This is a genomic window from Nocardia glycosmidis, from assembly GCF_052545115.1.
In genome coordinates, this window is the sequence record NZ_JBQWRH010000005.1 from 96,335 (window position 1) to 117,903 (window position 21,569).

16 protein-coding genes and 1 riboswitch are annotated in these 21,569 nt (G+C 67.7%); of the genes, 6 read left to right on the plus strand and 10 right to left on the minus strand.

Annotation, left to right across the window (positions count from 1 at the left end):
• The first annotated feature begins 106 nt into the window (after positions 1-106).
• From ACT86A_RS08240 to ACT86A_RS08250, 3 genes are all read left to right on the plus strand, one after another.
• On the plus strand, positions 107-1,027 hold the full coding sequence (locus ACT86A_RS08240; RefSeq protein WP_445091619.1) for a DNA-3-methyladenine glycosylase family protein: 921 nt from the start codon (positions 107-109) through the stop codon (positions 1,025-1,027).
• A 223-nt stretch (positions 1,028-1,250) separates the two neighbouring features.
• A complete protein-coding gene (locus tag ACT86A_RS08245) occupies positions 1,251-1,712 on the plus strand; it encodes a DNA-directed RNA polymerase subunit beta (RefSeq protein WP_445091620.1) in 462 nt (153 codons plus the stop codon).
• Between the two features lie 186 nt (positions 1,713-1,898).
• A complete protein-coding gene (locus ACT86A_RS08250; RefSeq protein ID WP_445091416.1) occupies positions 1,899-2,123 on the plus strand; it encodes a DUF397 domain-containing protein in 225 nt (74 codons plus the stop codon).
• Positions 2,124-2,273: 150 nt separating this feature from the next.
• Here ACT86A_RS08250 and ACT86A_RS08255 read toward each other — a convergent pair whose 3' ends face one another.
• From ACT86A_RS08255 to ACT86A_RS08285, 7 genes are all read right to left on the minus strand, one after another.
• Entirely contained in the window at positions 2,274-3,020 is a 747-nt protein-coding gene (locus ACT86A_RS08255) for a succinate dehydrogenase/fumarate reductase iron-sulfur subunit (protein ID WP_445091417.1), read from the minus strand.
• A 2-nt stretch (positions 3,021-3,022) separates the two neighbouring features.
• Entirely contained in the window at positions 3,023-4,963 is a 1,941-nt protein-coding gene (locus ACT86A_RS08260; RefSeq protein WP_445091418.1) for a fumarate reductase/succinate dehydrogenase flavoprotein subunit, read from the minus strand.
• Between the two features lie 24 nt (positions 4,964-4,987).
• On the minus strand, positions 4,988-5,818 hold the full coding sequence (gene sdhC / locus ACT86A_RS08265; RefSeq protein WP_445091419.1) for a succinate dehydrogenase subunit SdhC: 831 nt from the start codon (positions 5,816-5,818) through the stop codon (positions 4,988-4,990).
• A gap of 446 nt (positions 5,819-6,264) precedes the next feature.
• Entirely contained in the window at positions 6,265-6,552 is a 288-nt protein-coding gene (locus ACT86A_RS08270) for an Rv0250c family protein (protein ID WP_445091420.1), read from the minus strand.
• 210 nt (positions 6,553-6,762) lie between these two features.
• Positions 6,763-7,725, minus strand: a complete 963-nt coding sequence (locus ACT86A_RS08275; protein ID WP_445091421.1) for an alpha/beta fold hydrolase — start codon at positions 7,723-7,725, stop codon at positions 6,763-6,765.
• A 609-nt stretch (positions 7,726-8,334) separates the two neighbouring features.
• Complete coding sequence (locus tag ACT86A_RS08280; protein ID WP_445091422.1) at positions 8,335-10,290, minus strand: acyl-CoA dehydrogenase family protein; 1,956 nt, start codon at positions 10,288-10,290, stop codon at positions 8,335-8,337.
• Between the two features lie 173 nt (positions 10,291-10,463).
• Positions 10,464-11,645, minus strand: a complete 1,182-nt coding sequence (locus tag ACT86A_RS08285; protein ID WP_445091423.1) for a DUF8462 domain-containing protein — start codon at positions 11,643-11,645, stop codon at positions 10,464-10,466.
• Between the two features lie 167 nt (positions 11,646-11,812).
• On the opposite strand from ACT86A_RS08285, the gene ACT86A_RS08290 reads away from it, so the two are divergent.
• The 3 genes from ACT86A_RS08290 to ACT86A_RS08300 all read left to right on the plus strand — a co-directional run bounded on the left by ACT86A_RS08290 (position 11,813) and on the right by ACT86A_RS08300 (position 13,543).
• Positions 11,813-12,091, plus strand: coding sequence for a hypothetical protein (locus tag ACT86A_RS08290; protein WP_445091424.1), 279 nt, complete (start codon positions 11,813-11,815; stop codon positions 12,089-12,091).
• A gap of 215 nt (positions 12,092-12,306) precedes the next feature.
• Positions 12,307-12,472: riboswitch (cyclic di-AMP (ydaO/yuaA leader) on the plus strand.
• A 78-nt stretch (positions 12,473-12,550) separates the two neighbouring features.
• On the plus strand, positions 12,551-13,126 hold the full coding sequence (locus tag ACT86A_RS08295) for a C40 family peptidase (RefSeq protein WP_445091425.1): 576 nt from the start codon (positions 12,551-12,553) through the stop codon (positions 13,124-13,126).
• A 3-nt stretch (positions 13,127-13,129) separates the two neighbouring features.
• Positions 13,130-13,543 (plus strand): RNA-binding S4 domain-containing protein, encoded by a 414-nt coding sequence (locus ACT86A_RS08300; RefSeq protein ID WP_445091426.1) that lies wholly within the window; start codon positions 13,130-13,132, stop codon positions 13,541-13,543.
• A gap of 110 nt (positions 13,544-13,653) precedes the next feature.
• On the opposite strand, the gene ACT86A_RS08305 is transcribed toward ACT86A_RS08300, so the two are convergent.
• From ACT86A_RS08305 to ACT86A_RS08315, 3 genes are all read right to left on the minus strand, one after another.
• Positions 13,654-15,939, minus strand: coding sequence for a fatty acyl-AMP ligase (locus ACT86A_RS08305; protein WP_445091427.1), 2,286 nt, complete (start codon positions 15,937-15,939; stop codon positions 13,654-13,656).
• A 145-nt stretch (positions 15,940-16,084) separates the two neighbouring features.
• Complete coding sequence (locus ACT86A_RS08310) at positions 16,085-21,178, minus strand: SDR family NAD(P)-dependent oxidoreductase (protein ID WP_445091428.1); 5,094 nt, start codon at positions 21,176-21,178, stop codon at positions 16,085-16,087.
• Positions 21,175-21,471 carry an acyl carrier protein gene (locus tag ACT86A_RS08315; RefSeq protein ID WP_445091429.1) on the minus strand — a complete coding sequence of 99 codons (297 nt, stop codon included), beginning with the start codon at positions 21,469-21,471 and terminating at the stop codon, positions 21,175-21,177. Before ACT86A_RS08315 ends, ACT86A_RS08310 begins: the two co-directional genes overlap by 4 nt.
• Positions 21,472-21,569 lie beyond the last annotated feature (98 nt).

The window sequence follows — 21,569 nt, forward strand, 5'->3', positions numbered from 1 at the left end:
TATTTGCCGATTGGAATCAGTATCGACTCGCTTGCAGAAGCGTTACATAGCGGTGGACGCCGACAGGCGCGCCGCACCGGGGCAGAATGATTCCGTGCGCACTGCGATGGCCGAGCCGGGAGCAAGCCGGACCGTGTCGGCGGATCGGCCGATCGACCTGGCGAGCACGCTCGCTCCGCTGGGCCGTGGCAGCGGCGACCCGTGTCACCGCGCGACCGGTGACGGTGTGTACTGGCACGTCTCCCGGCTGCCGACCGGGCCGGTCACCTACCGATTGACCCAATCCGGTCCGCGCCTCGTGCAGGCCCGCGCCTGGGGGCCCGGCGCCGCGGAGTTCCTGGACGGTCTCGAGCACATGCTGTGCTTGGACGAGGACCTCTCGGCATTCGCGCCGGATCATCCGAAACTCGTCGACGCGCACCGTCGTTTCCCGGGTCTGCGCATGCTGCGTACCGGGTTGGTTTTCGAGGCCCTGGTGCCCGCCGTGCTGGAACAAAAGGTGCACAGTATCTCCGCACGCGCCTCGTGGCGGAAACTGGTGCGGCGGTTCGGCGAACCCGCTCCCGGCCCAGCACCCGAGGGACTGCGGCTGCCACCGGACGCCGACACGTGGCGCCGGATTCCGTCTTGGGCCTACCACCAGGCGAACGTAGGCCCGCAGCGGGCGCAGACCATCGTGCGTGCGGCCAGGGTCGCCGACTCGCTCGAGCGTGCGGCGCGGGTCGATCCGGCCGAGGCGACGCGCATGTTGCGCAGTGTCCCCGGCATCGGGGTGTGGACCGCCGCCGAGATCGCGCAGCGGGCATTCGGTGACGCGGACGCGTTGTCGGTGGGCGACTACAACCTCGCCGCCACGGTCGGCTGGACCCTGCTCGGCCGACCGATTGATGACGACGCGATGGTCGAATACCTGGAACCGCTACGCCCGCATCGCTATCGGGCGATCCGCCTACTCGAAATCAGCGGCCACTTCCACAAACCGAAGTTCGGCCCTCGCACTCCCCTGACCGACCATAGCTGGCACTGAGCCACGTCTTTTGCCGCCCGGCGTCCCTCATTTTCCTCAGTTTTGCCCCCCTTTTATCATTTCCGCCGACTCTGGGCGCAGGGACACTGGAGTGAGGCGCGCGCCACTTTCCGGCCTCCGCAGTAATCCCGCACCGATGCATTGCACGGAGCCGCCGCGGGGTTCGGGAGGGTCGGTGCGCATTGTCGAACCACATAACAGCAGGGGGTTGTCAGTGGATCAGATGCCACTCGGCGATACACCACGGTCCCGGTGCCAGTTCTACCGGCGGGAGTGTGATCTGCCCGCCGTTGTCGACCCACCCGAACTCGGCCGGATCGTGATGCGCGCCGGATCGGTGTGGGCATTGACCATGCCGAGCAGCTTGGGTCAAGCGGTCAAGGTGCATATGCAGAACCGGAGCATCCCGCTCGGCCCGATCCTCGCGCATCCGCGTTCGAACCGATGGACGTTCCTGATCGCTCCAGACCTGCCCGAAAGCGATACGCGACTGTTCGCCGAGCTGTTCCGGCTGAATGTCGCGGTCGCTCGCACCGGCTCGACGATCGCGTTGCCGTCTCCGACGTCGACGGCCGCCGCGATCCGCCGCTGGATAGTGCCGCCTCGCAATCATTTTCGTCCTTCGGGCCAGGTGGTTGTCGCGGCTATCCGCGCTTGGGCGCCCCCGGACCGGCGCAGTCGGTGACGGTAGGCGCTCGGAGCGCGGCTAGCGGCGACCGCTCGTCCGAAGGGGTGCCACCGTGCCCGAAATCCAGTTGTACGCCGGTTATGCCGGCGTCGGCGGTACGATCGCCGCGCGCGTCGAGCGCGATGTATCGAGATTTTCGGTCCCCAGACCTCGGCTCTTGGTAGACAGCGAAGGAGTCCCATCGTGAGCGTTCAAGGCAACGCGAACATCGACCTGACCGGCGCCACATGGCGAAAGGCAGGAGAAGACTCGGGCAACGACAGCGTGGAGGTCGCTCTGCTCGCGCAGGGGCACGTGGGTCTACGCAACGGGAAGGACCCGGACGGGCCGGTGCTGATTTTCACGCCGGGAGAATGGGCGGCCTTCACCGCCGGTGTGCACGATGGTGAGTTCGATCGACCGAAGTAAGCACCGCGCGGCCCGGCAGCGAGGCGAAGAACTGCCGGGCCGACCGCGTTGCTCGTCGGCCTACTGGTATGGATCGTGTCCGTCGGTGTCGTGGCAGAACTGGCGAGGTGGCCGAGCGGCCGGGTGGTCCGGCCGGTCGCCGATCGCGTATCAACGACGAAACAGCTTGTTGCCCAACCAGACCAGCGGATCGTATTTCCGGTCGGCGACCCGCTCCTTGAGCGGGATCAAGGCGTTGTCGGTGATCTTGATGTGCTCCGGGCAGACCTCGGTGCAGCACTTGGTGATGTTGCACAGGCCGAGCCCCTGCTCGTCCTGCGCCAGATCCCGGCGGTCGGCCACATCCAGCGGATGCATCTCCAACTCGGCGATCCGCATCAAGAAACGCGGCCCCGCAAACGATTTCTTGTTGTCCTCGTGGTCACGCACCACGTGGCAGGTGTTCTGGCACAGGAAACACTCGATGCACTTGCGGAACTCCTGCGAACGTTCCACATCCACCTGCCGCATCCGGTAATCGCCCGGCTTCAGATCCTCGCGCGGCGTGAACGACGGGATCTCCCGCGCCTTCTCATAGTTGAAGGACACATCGGTGACCAAGTCCTTGATCACCGGGAACGTACGCATCGGCGTCACCGTGATCACCTCATCCTCGGTGAAGGTGGACATCCGCGTCATACACAGCAGACCCGGCCGCCCGTTCACCTCGGCCGAACAGGAACCGCATTTGCCTGCCTTACAGTTCCAGCGCACGGCCAGGTCGGGCGCTTGGGTGGCCTGGAGTCGGTGGATGATGTCCAGCACCACCTCGCCCTCGTTGACCAGCACGGTGAAGTCGTGGAGTTCCCCGCCGTCGAGATCGCCACGCCACACTCGGAATTTGGCGTCGTAACCCATCGTTACGCCTCTCGCTCCGTCGAATTACCGGCCGCGGCCGGGTGCCCGGCGAGTTCCGCCGGGGTGTAGTACTTTTCGAGCTCGCCGAGATCGAAAAGGGCGAGCAGGTCCGGCCGCATAGGCGCCTGATCCTGGCGCGTCACTGTGACGCTGGGGATCTGGTCGCCCGCTGTGCCCGGATCCACCGCGCAGACCAGCAATCTGTTCCGCCAGTCCGGGTCCATCGCGGGGTGATCGTCCCGGGTGTGCCCGCCGCGGCTTTCGGTGCGTAGCAGCGCGGCCTTTGCCACGCATTCGCTGACCAGCAGCATGTTCTGCAGATCGAGCGCGAGATGCCAGCCCGGGTTGAACTGGCGATGTCCCTCCACGGTCACGTGCTGGAACCGGTCGCGCAGCTCGGCGAGTTTATCGACCGCCGCGCGCACCTCGTGTTCCTTGCGGATGATGCCGACCAGGTCGTTCATCGACTGCTGCAGATCGGTGTGCAAGGTGTAGGGGTTCTCGCCGTTACCGCCGGTGGCGGGGTCGAAAGGTGCCAGGGCCGCGGTGGCGGCCTTCGCGATGTCGACCTCGGAAACCGACGGCCGGCCGGCGAGGCCCGCCACGTAAGCGGCGGCGCCGAGACCGGCCCGGCGGCCGAACACCAACAGGTCCGACAGTGAGTTCCCGCCCAGGCGATTCGACCCGTGCATCCCGCCGGAACACTCACCCGCGGCGAACAGACCGGGCACGGTGGCCGCGCCGGTGTCCGGGTCGACCTCGACGCCGCCCATCACGTAGTGGCAGGTCGGCCCGACCTCCATCGGCTCCTTGGTGATGTCGACGTCCGCGAGCTCTTTGAACTGGTGGTGCATCGAGGGAAGCCGTCGCACGATCTCCTCGGCCGGCATCCGGGATGCGATATCGAGGTAGACACCGCCGTGTTCGGTGCCCCGGCCCGCCTTGACCTCCTCGTTGATCGCGCGCGCGACCTCATCGCGCGGCAGCAGGTCCGGGGTGCGGCGCGCGGAATCGTTGTCGCGTAACCACTGATCGGCTTCCGCCTCGGTCTCGGCGTACTGTCCCTTGAACACCGGCGGGATGTAGTCGAACATGAACCGCTTGCCGTCGGTATTCTTCAACACCCCGCCGTCGCCGCGCACGCCCTCGGTGACCAGGATGCCCTTCACGCTGGGGGGCCAGACCATGCCGGTCGGGTGGAATTGCAGGAATTCCATGTTGATCAGCGTCGCGCCGGCGCGCAGCGCCAGCGCGTGCCCGTCGCCGGTGTACTCCCAGGAGTTGGAGGTCACTTTGTACGACTTGCCGATGCCGCCGGTCGCCAACACCACCGCCGGGGTCTCGAACAGGATGAAGCGGCCGGATTCACGCCAGTAGCCGAACGCGCCGGAAATCCGGTCGCCGTCCTTGAGCAGTTCGGTGATGGTGCACTCGGCGAACACCTTGATGCGCGATTCGTAGTCGCCGGTCTCGGCGAAATCCTCCTGTTGCAGCGAGACGATCTTCTGCTGCATGGTGCGGATGATCTCCAGGCCGGTCCGGTCGCCGACGTGTGCGAGCCGTGGGTAGGTGTGGCCGCCGAAGTTGCGCTGGCTGATCCGGCCGTCCGGAGTCCGATCGAACAGGGCCCCGTAGGTCTCCAGTTCCCACACCCGGTCGGGCGCCTCCTGGGCGTGCAACTCGGCCATGCGCCAGTTGTTCAGAAATTTGCCCCCGCGCATCGTGTCCTTGAAATGGACCTGCCAGTTGTCTTTTTCGTTGGCATTGCCCATCGACGCGGCGCAGCCGCCTTCGGCCATCACGGTGTGCGCCTTACCGAACAGTGACTTGCACACCACCGCGACGGACAGTCCGTGCTCTCTGGCCTCGATCACCGCACGTAATCCGGCGCCGCCCGCTCCGATCACGACGACGTCGTAGTTGTGCCGTTCCACTTCTGCCATGCAGAGAACTCCTCGGTGAGGCGGTCAGTCGATGAACCGCAGGTCTGAAATCGTGTTGCTGGCAACCAACATGACGTAGAAGTCGGTCAGCACGAGGGTGCCGAGGGTCGTCCAGGCCAGCGCCATGTGCCGGGTGTTGAGCTTGGAGACCTGCGTCCAGAACCAGTAGCGCACCGGATGCGCGGAGAAGTTCTTGAGCCGTCCGCCCGCGATGTGCCGGCACGAGTGGCACGACAGCGTGTAGGCCCACAGCAAGATCACGTTGCCCAGCAGCACGATATTGCCGAGGCCGAAGCCGAAGCCGCCGGTCTTGCCGTGGAACGCGGCGATGGCGTCGTAGGTATTGATCACCGAAACCACCAGGGCCACATAGAAGAAGTAGCGGTGCGCGTTCTGGATGATCAGCGGCATCCGGGTCTCGCCGGTGTACTTGGCGTGCGGCTCGGCCACAGCACAGGCCGGCGGCGAGAACCATACCGACCGGTAGTAGGCCTTGCGGTAGTAGTAGCAGGTCAGCCGGAAGCCGAGCAGGAAGGGCAGCGCCACGAATCCGAGCGGCAGAATCGCGGGCAGCTCACCGAGGGGAGTGCCGAAATGGCTCGCACCCTCGACACACGAGGTGCTCAGGCACGGCGAGTAGAACGGTGTCAGGTAGTGGTAGTCGGGAACCCAATATGCCGTGCGCACATAGGATCTGATCGTCGCGTAGAGGACGAACGCGGCCAGTCCCAGCACCGTGAACAGTGGCGGAATCCACCATCGGTCGGTGCGCAACGTGCGTTCCGGGATTCGGGCTCTCGTTTTGCTGAATACGCCGGTGCCCGGGTCCGGGGCAGCGGCCGGTGCGGCATTCACTGGGATGCCTCGCTGATCTTGTGTGCGGGTGGCCATCGTTACCTCCGCAATCGAATGTGATGCTGAGCACCATACGACAACCCCGCTATGGCATGAACAGAGTCCCGGCAATCCAACCCGGGAAAGATGCCAGTGATTTACGCCACATTTGGACTGGGATCGGCTGGACGACGTGGGCGGTTGATAGACCGCGACAAGTCGAACTCAGCTGGGGCGGAAGGGGGTTCGGCGCAGGACGTGGCGCCGAATCGTACGGTCGGATTGCCATGCCGGGATCTGCGCCCGGCCCGATGGCGCCACGACCCGGAGTCGAGGGCCGGGTGAGCGACTCCTCCGGTGCTGGCCTCGGTGCGGCGAGTGGGACACCCGCGTGCCGATAGACCACGCACACCGACTCGCGGGCCCGCCTCGGTTATCGCTGGGCCCGCGAAGTCGGGGTCGGCGCCCTATGTGGTTCGCGGACGGGAGTGGAAGCCGAGCCCCTCGTCCTGCGCGCCCATCCAGGCGGCCTCGTCGGACTTGCTGTCCGGAACGTAGATGACGTCCTGCGCCTTGCGCCGCACCTCGGGCGGTGGTGACTGCTCGAGGTCGTCGGCGTCGATGGCCAGGCGCTCGAGGTCGTTCTCCAGCCGGCGCACCGGCCCGGCGTCGCCGTAGTGGCCGCGCAGGACGCCGATGGATTGCCGGAGCTGGCCGACCGCGTAGCGGAGTTCCGCAAATTCGCTGCGTGTCATCGATACCTCCTGTATTCCTTGGCGGACATGCGCTCTCGGCTTCAGTGCGCGGTTTGCCTGTCAGTCTTGGACCGCGCGCTACCCGAGTCATGTGACCCACCACACAACGTGATCTGTAACACACTACAGAAAGAATCCGTTTCTGGCTCGTACGCGGTCGGGCTTTGGTGGTTGCCGATCGGTAGCCCTGGTCAGCCGGCGGCGGCGAAGTCAGCCGGCGGCGGCGTAGCCGGTCGCGGTGTGCGGCGCGGCGAAGGCGCGTTCGACGAGCCCGGCGAGGGACTGCGCGACTTCTTCGGCGCGCTCGAGCATCACGCTGTGTCCGGCCCCTTCCAGACGAACCAGCTCGGAACCGGCCAGCTGGGACGCCAGCGCCACCGAGTGCGCGAACGGCACGAGGATGTCGGCCGTGCCTGCCAGTACCAGTGCCGGGATGGCGCCGAGACGGTGCAGGGTCGCCGTTTCGTCGAAGGTGATCAGCGAGTGCAGGAAGCCGGCCATGGTCAGCAGCGGGGTGTCGTTCAGCATCGCGGTGGCCAGCGCGGCCACCCGCGGGTTCACCTTCCTGGTGCCGAACTCGGCCTCCCGCAGAATGGGTGCGACCAGGCGGCGGGTCAGCTGCTTGGACGCCTGCAGCGCGCGCGGTGCGCGAGTGGCGGCGGCCTGTAGCGAGCTCACCGCGCGCCGGTTCAGCAACCGTGCGAGCCCCACTTCGGTGATGGCGTTGGCCGCACCCGCCAGCAGCGCGATGCCGACGATTCGCGTGCCGATCGCCGCCGGGAACAGCCGGGCGTAGGCGAGCACGACCATCGCGCCCATCGAATGGCCGACCAGGATCACTGGGCCGGTCGGGACGAGCGTCCGCAGGATGCTGTCCAGGTCGTGCGCCAGCTGGTCGATGGTGTAGGTCGACGGATGTGCCGCGCCGGATGCGCCGTGGCCGCGGTGGTCGTAGAACACCATCCTGGTGTGGTTGCCCCATTGCCGCAGCAATTGCTCGCGCAGGTAGGACCAGGATTCGGCGCGCAGGCAATGGCCATGGGCGAAGACCACGGTCGCGGGGGCGTCGGCGGCGCCGAAGACGTGGACCGCGAGAGGGACACCATCTTCGGCCGACACCGTGACGCGCCGGCCGCCGTGATCGCCGGTCCGGCGGGCGATAGTCGTGGACATGGCACCCTCCTGTGGGCGTGGGCCGAGTTCCGCGCTCCTGCCCCGTTTTCGGGCAGGATTTCCGCCGCGTTAACGGCCCATACCTGCCGTTATCTACACGTTGCCCAACCGACGCTGCCGATCGATCCAGTAGTCGAGTCGCGCTCGCCAGGAAAATCTACGAAATAATTGGGTTGAAGCTAGATTCCGGTAGACAAAGCTATCGCACGTGGATCCGGCGCAGCCGCCGGAAGAATCCGCCATGTTCTTTCTACGGATAATCCGATACTGCCGAATAGTGCCCGAGCGACGGCGCAAACGACCGGCGCAGGTGTTGCCGCGCAACTGCGCAACCAGGCGGAAGTGCGCGGCTGAATCGGTGCGCAGGGGCCGACCTGACAGCCACCCGCCCGCGTCGGCGAGCTCGGCCCTGGCGCGGCGGCGCAGCCGGACCGTCTCGACCAGAGCCGCCGCGGGATCCCGGTGCTCCAGGTAGCGGTGAGCGCGCCCGCAAGCGCGCAGGCGTGCGCCCCGGCAGGTAGTGCCGGCCGGGCCGCAAGACCACTGTGGGGCCGTCGTCACGGTCGCCTCCCGCGCTCCCGACCGTGACGGCGCAGCCCTCCGGCTCGATCAGGCCTCTGCGCGACTGCGGGTCGAAGGCATGAATGGACGCAGCAGGTTCGCCTCTGTCGACGGACCCACCTGCCACTGCGCGATCCACGGCCCGGTCCCCTCGCTCGGATCGAGCACGCCCTGCTCCAACCACTCGTAGCGGCCGTCGAGCACGCCTCGGGTGAGGGTGCGATCGTCGTCGTCGGTGTTCTCCCACAGCGCGTCGAACAGTCGGCGTACGCGCAGCCGCGACTGCCTGCAGAAGGCGTCCGCCAGCTCCTCGGCGGCTTTGGCCTCCGGCGCGCCCGCGGTGCGCAGCGCCTGGGCGCGCACACAGGCCGCGGACATGGCGAACAGCTCCGCGCCGATATCGACGATCCGGCCGAGGAAATTCTGCCGGTACTCCAGGCCCGCCTGCCAGCGGCCCATCGCGTACATCAGCGACCTGGCCTGCTTGCGCGCACTGCGTTCGACGAACCGCAGATGCCGGGCCAGCACGCCGAATTCGGTGTATGCCGCCGGCACCGTGCCCGCCCCGACGGCCAGTTGCGGGAACCACTTCGCATAGAAGCCGGTCGCCCCGACCGCCGCCTTCGCCTTGTCCTTGAATTCGGCCTTGCGATCGACCAGGGCACCCGCGGCCGCCATGTGCGCGTCGGCCATCTCCCGGGCGATCAGCAACCGCATGATTTCGCTGGAGCCTTCGAAGATGCGGTTGATCCGCAGATCGCGCACCAACTGCTCGGCGGGAACAGCGCGCTCGCCGCGGGCGCCCAGCGAGGCCGCCGTCTCGTAGCCGCGGCCCCCGCGGATCTGCACGAGTTCGTCGGCGATCCGACAGCTCATCTCGCTGGCCCACAGCTTGGCCAGCGCCGCCTCGATCCGGATGTCGTTGCGGGCCTCGTCGCACATGGCCGCCGACAGGTCCAGTGCGGCTTCCAGCGCGTACGTGGTCGCCGCGATGAATGCGATCTTCTCGCCGACCGCCGCGTGCTCGCCGACCGGCCTGCCCCACTGGACCCGCTGGACGCTCCACTCCCGGGCGATCTTCAGCGACCACTTCGCGGCCGCGGTGCACATCGCGGGGATGGCGAGCCTGCCCGCGTTCAGCGTGGTCAACGCGATCTTGAGGCCGTCGCCCTCCCGGCCGATCAGGTTGCGCTTCGGCACGCGGACGTTGTGCATCCTGGTCAGGCCGTTCTCGATGCCGCGCAGACCCATGAACGAGTTGCGCCGCTCCACGGTGATGCCTGGCGCATCGGCTTCCACCACGAACGCCGAGATGCCGCCACGATGGCCCTCGCTCTTGGGCACGCGGGCGATCACCACCAGCAGCTCTGCGACGACGCCGTTGGTGGTCCACAGCTTGACGCCATTGAGCAGGTAGGCCTCGCCGTCCTCGGTCGGCGTCGCGGTACTCGCCATTCGGGCGGGGTCGGAGCCCACGTCGGGCTCGGTGAGCAGGAACGCGCTGACCGCGCCGGCCGCACAGCGGGGCAGGAACTCCGCCTTCTGCTCCGGGGTGCCCGCCAGCTTCAGTGGCTCGGGCACCCCGATGGACTGGTGCGCCGAAAGCAGGACGCCCAGACTCGGGTGCGTCGAGCCGACCAGCATCAATGCTCTGTTGTAACCGAATTGGGAAAGCCCTTGGCCGCCATACGAGGGCGGTATCTTCAGGCCGAAGCAGCCGAGTTCGGCCATGGCTTTGGCGTACTCGTCCGGAATCCGGCCCTCGGTTTCGATCACCGTCGCGTCCATGGACTCGCACAGCGTCCGCAGGCGGGTCAGAAACGCCTCGGTGTGCGCGGCATCCTCGGGGCCGGGCTGTGGGTACGGGTGGATCAGATCCAGCCGGAACCGGCCCAGGAACATTTCCTTGGCGAATGAGGGCTTGGCCCAGCCTGTTTCGCGGGACTCCTCGACCAGTGCGCGGGCCTGTTCTTCGGTGGCGTCGACTTTCGCGGCTGTCGCCATGTTGTCCTCCCTCGGACGTGAGCAGGATCACATTCGAGTGTAGGAGAGTTTGTTACCCGTCGGTAGGGCTCTTGGTCGAGAGAAATCTTCGAAATTCTATTGAACGTGCAAGATAGGCGAATAGTGCGCAATCGAGGCTCGGCTGGGGCTCGACTCCCGCCGCCGTGCGGCGGTCAGACCGAGCGCAGATAGCGGCCGAAGTGCGGCACGGTGAAGCCGATCGTGCCGCGCTCGGCCGAGTAGATGAGGCCCTTTTTGATCAACCCGTCGCGGGCGGGTGACAGCGAGGCCGGCTTGCGGCCGAGTTCATGGGCCACCGCCGCGGTGGCCACCGGGCCGTCGTCGCCGGACAGGTCCGCCATAGCGCGCATGTACTCCCGCTCGGCAGGTGTCGCTCGCTCATAGCGGGAACCGAAGAACCCCACCGCCAACTCCTCCTCGGCGGTGGGCGAGGCGACCTCGACGTCTTCGGCCGTGATCGGGCTCTCCGGCGCCTGGTCCCAGGCCGCTTTGCCGTAGGACTGTACGAAATATGGGTAGCCATCCGCTTTTTGGTAAAGCGCGTCCAGCGCGCCGTCGGTGAACTTCACGTTCTCGCGTTGGGCCGGCGCGATCAGCGCTTGGTCCGCGGAGCTCCGGTCCAGTCGGTCGATGCGGTGATAACTGAATAGTCGCTCTGAGTAGCTTTTTGACGCCGACAGTACCGCGGGCAAATGCGGCAGCCCCGCGCCGACCACGATCAGTGGCGCGGCGTCCTGACTCAGTTCATGGCAGGCACCGCAGATCGCGGAGATGTCGGCGGGGCCGAGATCCTGCATCTCGTCGATAAAGATCGCGATGCCGACGCCGATGTCGCCGGCCAGTGCCGCCGCCTCGACCAGCAGCTCCACTAGATCGATCTCGATGTCGCCGGAATCGGCCCGGCCGCTCACCGCCGGCACGTCGATGCCGGGTTGCCAGCGCTCCCGCATGCCCTTGTCCGCGGTCGCCCGCAGCGCGAAAGCCTTCAGGATGCCGAGAAAATCGTCCACCCGCTCCGGATTGCGGTGCGCCGTGGCGATCGCGCGCACCGCCATATGCAGCGCCGAGGACAGCGGGCGGCGCAGTTGCTGATCCGGCCGCGCCTCGATCTTGCCGGTGCCCCACCCGCGCGAGATCGCGGCCGAGCGAAGTTGATTGAGCAGCACGGTTTTTCCGACGCCGCGCAGGCCGGTCAACATGACGCTGCGTTCGGGCCGGCCACGCGCGATGCGTTCGAGCACGATGTCGAAGGCGGTGAGTTGTTTGTCGCGCCCGGCTAGTTCGGGTGGGCGCTGTCCCGCTCCGGGTGCATACGGATTCCGCACGGGGTCCATGCCCCGACACCATAGCGCGTCGGTCCGCATAATCTGGGCATATCTACGGTGTGTCCTAGAGAGCCTTAGCGGCCGGTATTGCACTATGGCTCTCGCTGTCGGCCTTTCCGGTCGGCGGCGGCTCGCGAGAACGCCCAGCGCGGGACGGCGCGCGGAAAGGGAGGGCCATGTCCAACGAACCAACTCAGGCGTCCGACGAACCAACCCCGGCAGGCACCGCCGAGGTGGTCGAGTCGTGGAATGTTCCCGTGGGCGCCACAGTGGCCCAGCGCATCAAATCGAACATCCTCTTCGCGATCGAAGGCGGCTTCGACGATCCCCGGCTGGTCGCGGATCTCGCGGTTGGTCCGCTGGTGATGGCGCTCGGGCGGCTGGAGGTGGAGCTGGCCGACGCGCGGCGCCGAATCGACGAACTGGAGCGCGCGATCCACGAAGGTCGATCCTGAGTGGCTGCCGAGAGTTGGATTGTCCGTTCGGTGATCACGCCGATTGCGTCGAGATCTGGTTGTGACCTCGCGTCAAGGCGTGCGGTTTCCGCTCTCGTGCTGCGGTTCGAGCGGTGCTGGAGAACATCCAGCTCTGTGCGCTGGACAACGTCGCGCAGACATCGTAATCTCTTTGTGACTTAGTGGAACCAGGCGCTTCGTAAGAGGAGCGGCGCCACTAGTTACCGCCTGAACGGCTGTCGGACCAACTGGTCTCGACTGTCGTGCCGGGGACCCACAGGTTCGTCTGGGGTGAATCCTCGCGGCCATTGGTCGCCAGGTAGGGCCGATCTCCCGGCCCGAGCCCGTCAGCTAACCCGGTCGGCGGGAGCGCAGCAAGATCGGAGACGTAGCTCGGTGGGTAAACACAGCTTGCAACGGGATTCTCGGGTTCCGAATTCCGTCAAGGGTGCGATTGTCATGGGTGCGGTAGCCGCGACCGGCGCCATGCCCGCGATTCCAGCCATGGCCGCGACCATCAACGTTCCCGGTGTCGGCAGCTTCGACGTTCCGCAGGAATGGGAGCAGCCGGTCCAGCAGCTCAATCAGCAGATCCAGCAGGCGCTCGCCGCACCCGCGCCCGAGGCGCAGGTGGCTCCGCAGCTCCCGGGGCTCGCGCCGGTGATGCCGGGCCTGTTCGCCCAGCCGAGCACCCCCGGTAATGTCGCCCTCGACGCCGCGAAGACCAAGGTCGGCGCCCAGTACTCCTGGGGCGCAGCGGGTCCGCGGACGTTCGACTGCTCCGGCCTCGTCCAGTGGGCGTTCCGCCAGGCGGGCGTCGAGCTCCCCCGCACCAGCTTCGAGCAGTCGCATGTCGGTGCGCCGGTTGCCTACCAGGAGATGCAGCCGGGCGACATCGTCATCACCAACGGCGGCGGTCATGTCGGCATCTACGCGGGCGACAACAAGCTGCTCAACGCGGTGCAGTCGGGTCAGCCGGTGTCCTACACCCCGCTGCGCCCCGACATGGTGGTTACCGCACGCCGTATCGTCTAACGAGTGGTCCGCGCCGAAACCGGCATCCAGAGCAGCGCAACCCAGGCACGCGTCGATTCGTGGACTTGGGCCGTGCGCCTGTTCAAAACCAGATCCGCCGCTGCGGAAGCCTGCCGTGGTGGGCACGTCCGGGTGAACGGCTCGACGGCCAAGCCCGCGCAGCCGGTGCGCCCCGGTGACGAGGTGCGCATTCGCGCAGGCGGCCTCGAGCGCATCGTCATCGTGGAGCGGATCGTCACCAAGCGCGTCGGCGCCCCGATCGCCGCACAGTGCCTGATCGATCGCAGTCCGCCTCCCCCGCCACGGGAAATCCTGGCGGCAATGCCCCGCCGAGATCGTGGCGCCGGGCGACCCACCAAGCGTGAGCGGCGCGAGACCGACCGCCTGATGGGCCGGGATGATCCTGCGACAAGCTGATCCCCAGCACCTGCGAGGCATTTGGGCCGGTCTGCTCGAACTGTATCCTCGCAGCCCACTGCAGCCGATTTCGCACCTGATATGTGGGTGTGGCGGCGGCGGTAAGAGTTTCAGATCATCGCGACGGGGCGTAGCTGGCCTGCGAGGTAGCGAGCCCGGCACTCGCCCCGGCGCAGCTTTCCACTGCTGGTCTTGGGAATTCGCCCACGCTCGACGAGCAACACCGTGCCCGGCATAACGTCGTGCGTGGACGCGATCACGGTCCGGATGCGGCGGGCCAATGCGAAGAGTTCGGCGGGTTCAGCGGCGGCGATGGTCACCAGTTCGGCGATCACGACCAGGTCTTCACGCAGCCCGTCGTCATGCCCGAAAGCCGTCACGTGGCCGGGCCGAATTTTCGGCGAGCACGCCGCCACAGTCGTCTCGATATCGGTGGGATAGTGATTGCGCCCGTCGACCACGATGACGTCTTTACGGCGTCCGGCGATGTAGAGCTGACCCTCGTGCTGGAAGCCGAGGTCGCCGGTGCGCAGCCAGCGGATGTCGGCGTGGGCCAGGGTAGCGCCGAAGGTTTCCTCGGTGGCGTCGGGCCTACCGAAATATCCGTCGCCTACGTTGTTTCCGGCCACCCAGATCTCACCGACTCGCCCCGCGGGCAGCGTCATCCCGGTCGTCGGATCGACCACGCATACCTCCTGCCCAGCAGGGCCGCCGCAGCCGACGAGCGCCACGCCGTTGTGCGATTCCCGCGTTCCGGCCGGTAGCGCCACCGCGCGACCTTCCGCTAGTGCGGCCCGGTCGAAGTGGTGCCATACCGGTTCCGCGCCGGGGTCGCAGACGGTGACCGCAAGCGTGGCCTCGGCGAGGCCGAAGCCGGGCGTGTGCGCGCGGTGACGGAAGCCGTGTGGGCTGAATGTCCTGGTGAATTCGTACAGCGCGCCGGCCCGGACGGGTTCGGCGCCATTGAGCAGGACATCCAATGTGGACAGGTCCAGACCGGCCCGCTCCTGCGGAGTCGTGCCCGAAACTGCGAGCGTCAGGGCGAAATTGGGGCATCCCGTGATGCCCGCGCCGTAGTCGGACAGCGCCCGCAGCCAGCGGATCGGCCGCTTCACGAACTCCGCCGCCGCAAGGGTTACGCCGTGCACACCGAGCGCGAGGGGCAACGCCAGGCCCAGGATCAGGCCCATGTCGTGAAACAGCGGTAGCCATGTCACGATGGGGCGATCTTCGGACGCACACAGCGCATCCCGCAACTGCGCCACCGCCGCCGCCAAATTCTGATGCGTTACCCGAACACCAGCCGGCGACTTGGTCGACCCCGAGGTGTACTGCAAATAGGCGAGCTCGCTCCGCACCGGCTCGACGACGAGCGAATCCGCGTCAGTCGCGGGAACAATCCGCGCGCTCGCATGCCTACCACCGGTTGCCTCGCCATGCCGGCTCGCGGAATCTGCTGACCGCATGCCTCGTCGCGCACGCTGTGCGGCGGCGTCTCGCCTAGGCGTGGGCGGGCTCAGCGGCACTATGGTTGGCGCGGCCAGGTCACCATTGGTTGTGATGGGGTGAGCGGCTGGACCCGAACTCGGTCCTTCTGCCGGAGTCTTCGGCGATAGCGGAACCATTGCCGGCGGAGTTTGCCGTGTGCCATGCGGTCCCGGTTCGGCCCATTCGGTGACAGACGTCGGCGACAGTGCGGCCGAGTACGTCGCCGGCGTGGCGGAATGCGTTCTCGGTGCTGTTGTTCCGGCGTCCGGTCCGGTGGGTTGTCCGGTTTGATCCGGCCGGCTTGCCGAAGTTGATGCGGCTGGTTCGACCGACTGCGGTTCCGGTTCATCGGAATGCTCTCGCCGCGTCGCCCGTTCAGTGATCAGCGCGGGTTGCGTAGTGGCCGGAGCGGGGCGCGTGGTCGAAGCGGTCGGATCGGCGGCCGAAACCGCCATGGACGCGGACGCTTCCGGCGGCACGATCAGTACGCGTCCGAGTGCTGGTCCGATGGATGCTGGGGTGATTTCGTCGTGTGCCGAGAGCAATGTCAGCGTGGGGCGGGCGTCGGCGAGGATCGCCTGCAATCGCTCTCGGTTGCGGGTGCCGCTCGCGGGGAAGAGCGGTACCGCAGGGCGATTGCTGTATAGACAGGCCAGAAAGGCGACCGCGTAGTCGATTCCGTGGGCGCACAGTATGGCGATCCGGTCGCCGGGCGCGCTCTCCCGTCGCAGTCGCGCGGCGAGCGCTGCCGCCGCGGTGTGCAGGCCCGCGTAGGTCACCGTGATGGGCACCTGTTCGTGCATGTGGTAGCGCAGTTCGGTGTAGGCGGGCGCGTCCGGTCGTGTCGCCGCCCAGTGAGCCACCTGTATCGCGAGGATATTGTCCGGTGTGTGGTCCTGCGCGGTCACGATGGCTCGCTGGTCCGCACCGCGATGGGCGAGCGTTCTCGCATGCGCCGGCGCAGTGCGGTGTAGGCGCGCTCGTGCGGGCGGATGGCCGCCGAGTGGGCCACTGGTGCCAGGGAAATGGTGCCTGGCAGGTGGATGCTCGCGGTCACGATACCTCGCTGGTGTTCTCGGCGACCCGGGCCAGCAGGGCGGTGCCGAGTGCGGTGACGGTCGGGTGTTCGAACAGCTCGGCGGTGGCGATCCGGACGCGCAGACGGGTTTCCAGATTGCGGCGCATTTCGATCGCGAGCAGGGAAGTGAGGCCGAGGTCGTTGAAGTCGGCTGTGGGGTCGATGTGCTCGGCGGGCAGACCGAGTGTGCTCGCCAGTACGCGGCGGATGGTGGGGATCAGTGGCTCGGCGGCATCCGGCGCCGCGAGCAGGTACTCCGCTGTGCTGTTTCGGCGCACATCTGATACCGAATTGGGCTTCAGCACAAGGAGATTCGTCAGCCGCTGCGCTACCGACGACGTGTCGGCGGTGGGGGTGTAGTCCAGCGCGAGCAAATACGGGCCCTCGTAGCGGAGGGCTTCCGACAGCACCGCGCCTCCGCGGCTCACGTCGAACGCCCGGACGCCCGCTCGGCGCAAATGATTCGCCCCACCCGCTGCCGCGGCGAGGCCGGAATCCCACAGGCCCCATCCGATACTGAGAATCCGCCTGCCCGGAGCGCGCCAGGCCAAGGCGTCCATGGCCGCGTTGGCCGCGGCGTAGGCGGCTTGGCCCGGTGCTCCGAGCGCGCCGGTCGCCGAGGAGAACAGCAGGACGAAGTCGGTCGAGTCGGCCGCGGTGAGGTCGATCAGATTGCTCGCGGCGGACGGTTTGGCGGCGCACATCCGGGCCAGCTGACTTGCCGTGACCGCGTCGAACGCGGCGTCCTCCAGCGCGCCCGCGGCATGCACGACACCCCGGATCGCCGAACCCCAGGCCCTGATGTCGCTGAGCGCGCCGGCCAGATCGTCCCGGTCGGCCGCATCGCAACGTACGACGACGATACGGTCCTCCAAGCCGTCGAGCAGCGCAGGCACCGGGCGCGGTGCGCGCGTCAGTACCACCACGTCGCGCGCGCCCGCGTCGAGCAACCAACGGACGGCGACCGATCCGAGCGTCCCCAGCCCGCCGGTGACGACATACGTTCCGTTCGTGTCGATGCCCGTTGGCGGCAGCGCTCGCGCTCGCGCGGGCGTGAAGCGACGGAGGGCGACCTCCCCCGCGGTCAGGCGCAGCTCGTCGGGCTGATCGGCGGCGATCACCAGTCGGCGCAGCAGCGGCACGCTGGCGGGATCGCTATCCGTCCAGATCAGGCGCACCTGCAGGCTCGACTCGAGTTGCAGCGAGCGCACCAGGCCGGCGATCGCCGCGGGGCCGATGGCGAGTTCGTCGAGCCGCGAGTGGGCGGCATCCTGCTGCGGCAGGATAACCGTCAAGGATGCGGTGGCGGCGTCGGTGGAGATCCGTTGCAGCAGATCGAGGACGCGGCCGAGGGATGCGATGGCTTCGTTCGCTTCGCGCCCGCCGCCGTTCGCCGGACAGACCACCACCATGGCGCTTCGACCGGTAGTGCGCCCGGTCAGGACCGCGGTGACGAGCGGGCCCGCGTCGTCTGGGTCGCGCGCGATTCGTTCGGTCGGCAAGGTGGCATGCAACGCCCGGGCGAGTCGGACGGCGAGGTCGGAGGTTCCGACTACTACCGCGCGTTCGACCGGGTTGGCTGCGGGCGCGTCAGCGAGCTCGAGCGACTCCCGATCGTGTGGTGCCCACACCTCTTGACGGAACGGCGCGTCCGGTTCAGCGCGCGGCGTTCGCAGTGCGCCGAGCTCGTTCGCAGCACCTGCTCCGGTGTAGCGGATGTGCACGCCGGAGAAGGCAAGACAGGGCACGCCGTGCTGATCGGTCGCGATGACGTCGCCCACCAGTCCGTTGTCGCTCCGCTCCCGGATCAGCGCGTGCACCTCGAGCACGTGGCGATTCGGTTCGTTCGACAGCCAGGCGGAGTCCATGCCGATCGGCAACGGAATCGCCGCGGCGGGCAACTCGTCGAACACGGCCGCGGCGAGCACCTGCAGGCACCCGTCCAGCGTTGCGGTGCGGTGCAATTCGGCGGCGTCGAACAGGCCCAGCGCCCGTTCGGTACCCGCCGCGATGCCGCGCAGCGCACGGAAGCGCGGTCCGTACTCCAACCGCCTGCGGCGCAGTTCCTCGTAGAACGAGCCGGTCGCGATGACGCGCATGTGGTGGCGGGCGGCCCGGTTTGCGTCGACCACCCGCATCCATGCGACGATATCCGCGGGTGTGGGGTTGCCGGCGGGCCGGGCCGAAGCCAGCGTCTCGGTGCCGGTGACCTCCGCCCGCATTCTTTCCTCGGTTCCCGGTCCGCGATAGACGACCTCGGGCAGGGTGCTCGAATCAGTCCGCTCGTGCACGACGAAGTCCATCAGTCTCGTCGCCGCGTCGGTCGTTCGGGCCAGGTGCAGTAGCCTGCGCAGCCAGAACACGGCAGGCACCGTATTCTCGCCCTGCACCACGTGGTCGGTGAGATCGTCGGTGACGAAGGCGGATTCGGGGGTCTGCCCGTTCGCCGTTCCCGATACCAGGAGCGGAAACCTCCGCCGTCGCCACTGCCGTGGCGCCGCTGCGCCGAACGGGCCGAGCGCCGACCAGTCGACCGGCCGCCCCTCCAGGTACAGCCGCGCCAGGCCGGTGAGGAACCCGCTCACCTCGTCCTCGCGCAACGCCACCGGGTGCGTGCCGGCGCGAAATTCCGGATATTCCCGCACGGCCGAACCGAGTACCGGATGCGGGCCGATCTCCAGCACGGTCGAGATGCCTTCTTCGGCCGCGCGTTCCATCGCCGCCGCCAACTCCACGGTGCCCGCGGCATTCTCGGCCCAGTAGTCGCGATCCATGGCCGCCGTGGTGATCTTCGCGCCGCGCCGCGCCGTCGAGTACACCGGCACCCGCGGTGCCCGCGGGGTGATCTCGCTCAGCGCGACGGCGAACGGCGTGAGTACGGTGGCGACCTGCGGGCTGTGCGCGGCGAAGTCCACGGCGAGCCGACGCGCGAACATGTTACGGCGGGTGGCTCGACGCACCAGTGTGTCGATATAGCGCGGCGTGCCGGACACGACAACCGATCTGGGACCGTTGACCGCAGCGATGCTCACTTCCCTGCGCAGCGGCTCGACCAGCTTCGCCGCTTCGTCCGGGTCCGCCTCCAGCACCGCCATCGCGCCGTGACCGTCCAGGTGGGACAGGGTCGCGCTGCGCAGCACCACCAGGCGCGCCGCGTCGGCCAGCGACAGCGCTCCGCTGACGGTGGCGGCGGCGATCTCGCCGAGACTGTGCCCGGCCACAGCATCGGGCCGAATCCCGAACGCCGCCAGCAGATGCACCGCCGCCACTTGGAATGCGAACAGCGCCGGCTGCACCAATTCAGTCGCCTGCGCGGCACCGTTTCCGGCGAAGGCGAAACCGTGCCGCGGTGACCAGATTCGCGGTCCTCCGGCCGCCACGATCGCGTCCGTCGCCTCGGCCAGCGCGGCGGCGAAGACCGGATACCGTGCGGCCAGCGCGCGACCCATTCTCGGGTGCTGCCCACCTTGTCCGGAGAACAGCAGCAGCAGGCCGCCTGGACGTCGGTGGCGTACCGGGCCGAGCGCCGCGTCGGCGTCGCCGCGGCCGAGGGCACGCAGCCGGTGCACTGCGTCGCGGTGGTCGTGCGCGATGACCGCGGCCCGGGTCGTCTCGGAAAGCAGCCGGGCCGAGGCCGCGGCGAACCCGGGCAGCGGCGTTCGCGCGCACTCCAACTCGTCGGCCAGCCGCAGTGCGTGCTCGCGCAGCTCCCCCTCGTCGCGGGCGGTCAACGGAATGAGTACCGGAGATTGCTCACTCCAAACGTGCTTTGGCGGGGCAACCCCACGCACCACGATATGCGCGTTCGTGCCTCCGAATCCGAACGAGCTGACGCCCGCCATGCGCTGCGGCGCGGGCACGTGGCTCCAATCCACCGGCTCGGTCGGCACACGCAAACCGCGCTCGGCCAGATGCAGCAGCGGGTGTTCGGTGCGGAGGTTGATCGTCGGCGCGATCACGCCGTGATGGACGGACAAAGCGGTCTTGACCAGCCCCGTGACTCCGGCGGCGGCTTCCAGATGTCCGATATTGGACTTCACCGAGCCGATCCAGATCGGATCGTCGGTGTGGATACCCGCTCGCTCGCTCGATCGTCGAGTGCCCTCGCCGAGCGTGGCGGCGAGTGCGCCGATCTCCACGGCGTCACCCAAAGGCGTTCCCGTGCCGTGACATTCGATGTAACCAGCGCTACGCGGCGTACCACCGGCGCGCGACCAGGCGGTGCGCAGCGTCTGCTGCTGCGCGCGGCCGTTCGGTGCGTACAGACCGTTGGAACGTCCGTCCGATCCGACGGCCGTTCCGATGATCTCCGCATACACCCGGTTGCCCTCGCGCAACGCGTCCGCGGTCCGCTGCAGGATGACCATTGCGCAGCCGTCGCCGCGGGAATAGCCGTCGGCGGTGACGTCGAACGGCGACGTTCGCCCGCCCGGCGACAGGAACCCGCTCTCGGCGAGGTAGTTCGAGGTGTGTTCCAGCAGTACCAGATTGACCCCGCCGACGATCGCGAACGGAACCGTGCCATCGGCGAGCAACCGGACCGCGAAATCGACCGCGGCGAGCGAGGACGAGCACGCGCTGTCGAGCACCAGGCTCGGCCCGTGCAGGTCGAGCACGTAGGACAACCTGTTGGCGATGATGCTGAGCGCCGACCCGGTCACCGCGTAGGGGGCGTCGTGGCCGGCCCGGCCGAGCACCGCGATGCCATGGTCGTACCCGGACGCGCCGAACACCACGGCGGCGCCGGATCCGCGTGCGCGATAACCGATACCGGCGTCATCGATCGCCTCCACCGCGACCTCCAGCGCCAGCCGCTGTTGCGGGTCCATGACGGCGGCCTCTCGCTCGGAGATGGCGAACCAGTCGTTGTCGAACGCCTCGACATCGTCGAGGTATCCGCCGCGTCGACTGCCCAACCGTCCGGCGGGTGGTGTGGACGTGGCGTCCCGGCCGTCGAGTAGCAGCCGCCAGAATTCGGCGCCGCTCGCCGCCCCGGGCAGTCGGCAGCCGAGGCCGATGACGGAGACGGGTGGATGCGTGCCGACCGAGTCAGTAGGCGCGCTGCTCATCGCATCGCGAGATACTCGATAAGCTGTTCGATATCTGGATGGTCGTAGATCGCGGTCAGCGGAACCTCGACTCCCATAGCGTCTTCGAGCTGGGCGGTCAGCCTCGCAAGCTGGGTGGAACTGAGGCCGAGATCGGTAAAGGGCGAGCTGGTCGACACAGTGGCGGCGTCGACCCCGAGTAGATCCGCAACAGCCGTGACGGCGGCGCAGGTCAACACAGCGCGTCGGCGATAGCCGAGCGAACCGTTGTTCCCCTGCGCACCACTGTGCCCCTCCGGAAGACTGGGTGGCATCGCGTCCTCCCTCCCCGTCTCCCGGCTGCTGTTACCCACTAAAGAACGGTACCCACGCGATTATGCCGGAGAAATCGCCGCGAGCAAGGTGCATTTCC

Coding starts and splice junctions, on each gene's coding strand:
- ACT86A_RS08245 (WP_445091620.1), top strand. CDS start 1,251: ATGCCACTCGGCGATACACCACGGTCCCGGTGCCAGTTCTACCGGCGG.
- ACT86A_RS08295 (WP_445091425.1), top strand. CDS start 12,551: ATGGGTGCGGTAGCCGCGACCGGCGCCATGCCCGCGATTCCAGCCATG.
- ACT86A_RS08270 (WP_445091420.1), bottom strand. CDS start 6,552: ATGACACGCAGCGAATTTGCGGAACTCCGCTACGCGGTCGGCCAGCTC.
- ACT86A_RS08315 (WP_445091429.1), bottom strand. CDS start 21,471: ATGCCACCCAGTCTTCCGGAGGGGCACAGTGGTGCGCAGGGGAACAAC.
- ACT86A_RS08290 (WP_445091424.1), top strand. CDS start 11,813: ATGTCCAACGAACCAACTCAGGCGTCCGACGAACCAACCCCGGCAGGC.
- ACT86A_RS08310 (WP_445091428.1), bottom strand. CDS start 21,178: ATGAGCAGCGCGCCTACTGACTCGGTCGGCACGCATCCACCCGTCTCC.
- ACT86A_RS08275 (WP_445091421.1), bottom strand. CDS start 7,725: ATGTCCACGACTATCGCCCGCCGGACCGGCGATCACGGCGGCCGGCGC.
- ACT86A_RS08260 (WP_445091418.1), bottom strand. CDS start 4,963: ATGGCAGAAGTGGAACGGCACAACTACGACGTCGTCGTGATCGGAGCG.
- ACT86A_RS08240 (WP_445091619.1), top strand. CDS start 107: ATGGCCGAGCCGGGAGCAAGCCGGACCGTGTCGGCGGATCGGCCGATC.
- ACT86A_RS08285 (WP_445091423.1), bottom strand. CDS start 11,645: ATGGACCCCGTGCGGAATCCGTATGCACCCGGAGCGGGACAGCGCCCA.
- ACT86A_RS08280 (WP_445091422.1), bottom strand. CDS start 10,290: ATGGCGACAGCCGCGAAAGTCGACGCCACCGAAGAACAGGCCCGCGCA.
- ACT86A_RS08255 (WP_445091417.1), bottom strand. CDS start 3,020: ATGGGTTACGACGCCAAATTCCGAGTGTGGCGTGGCGATCTCGACGGC.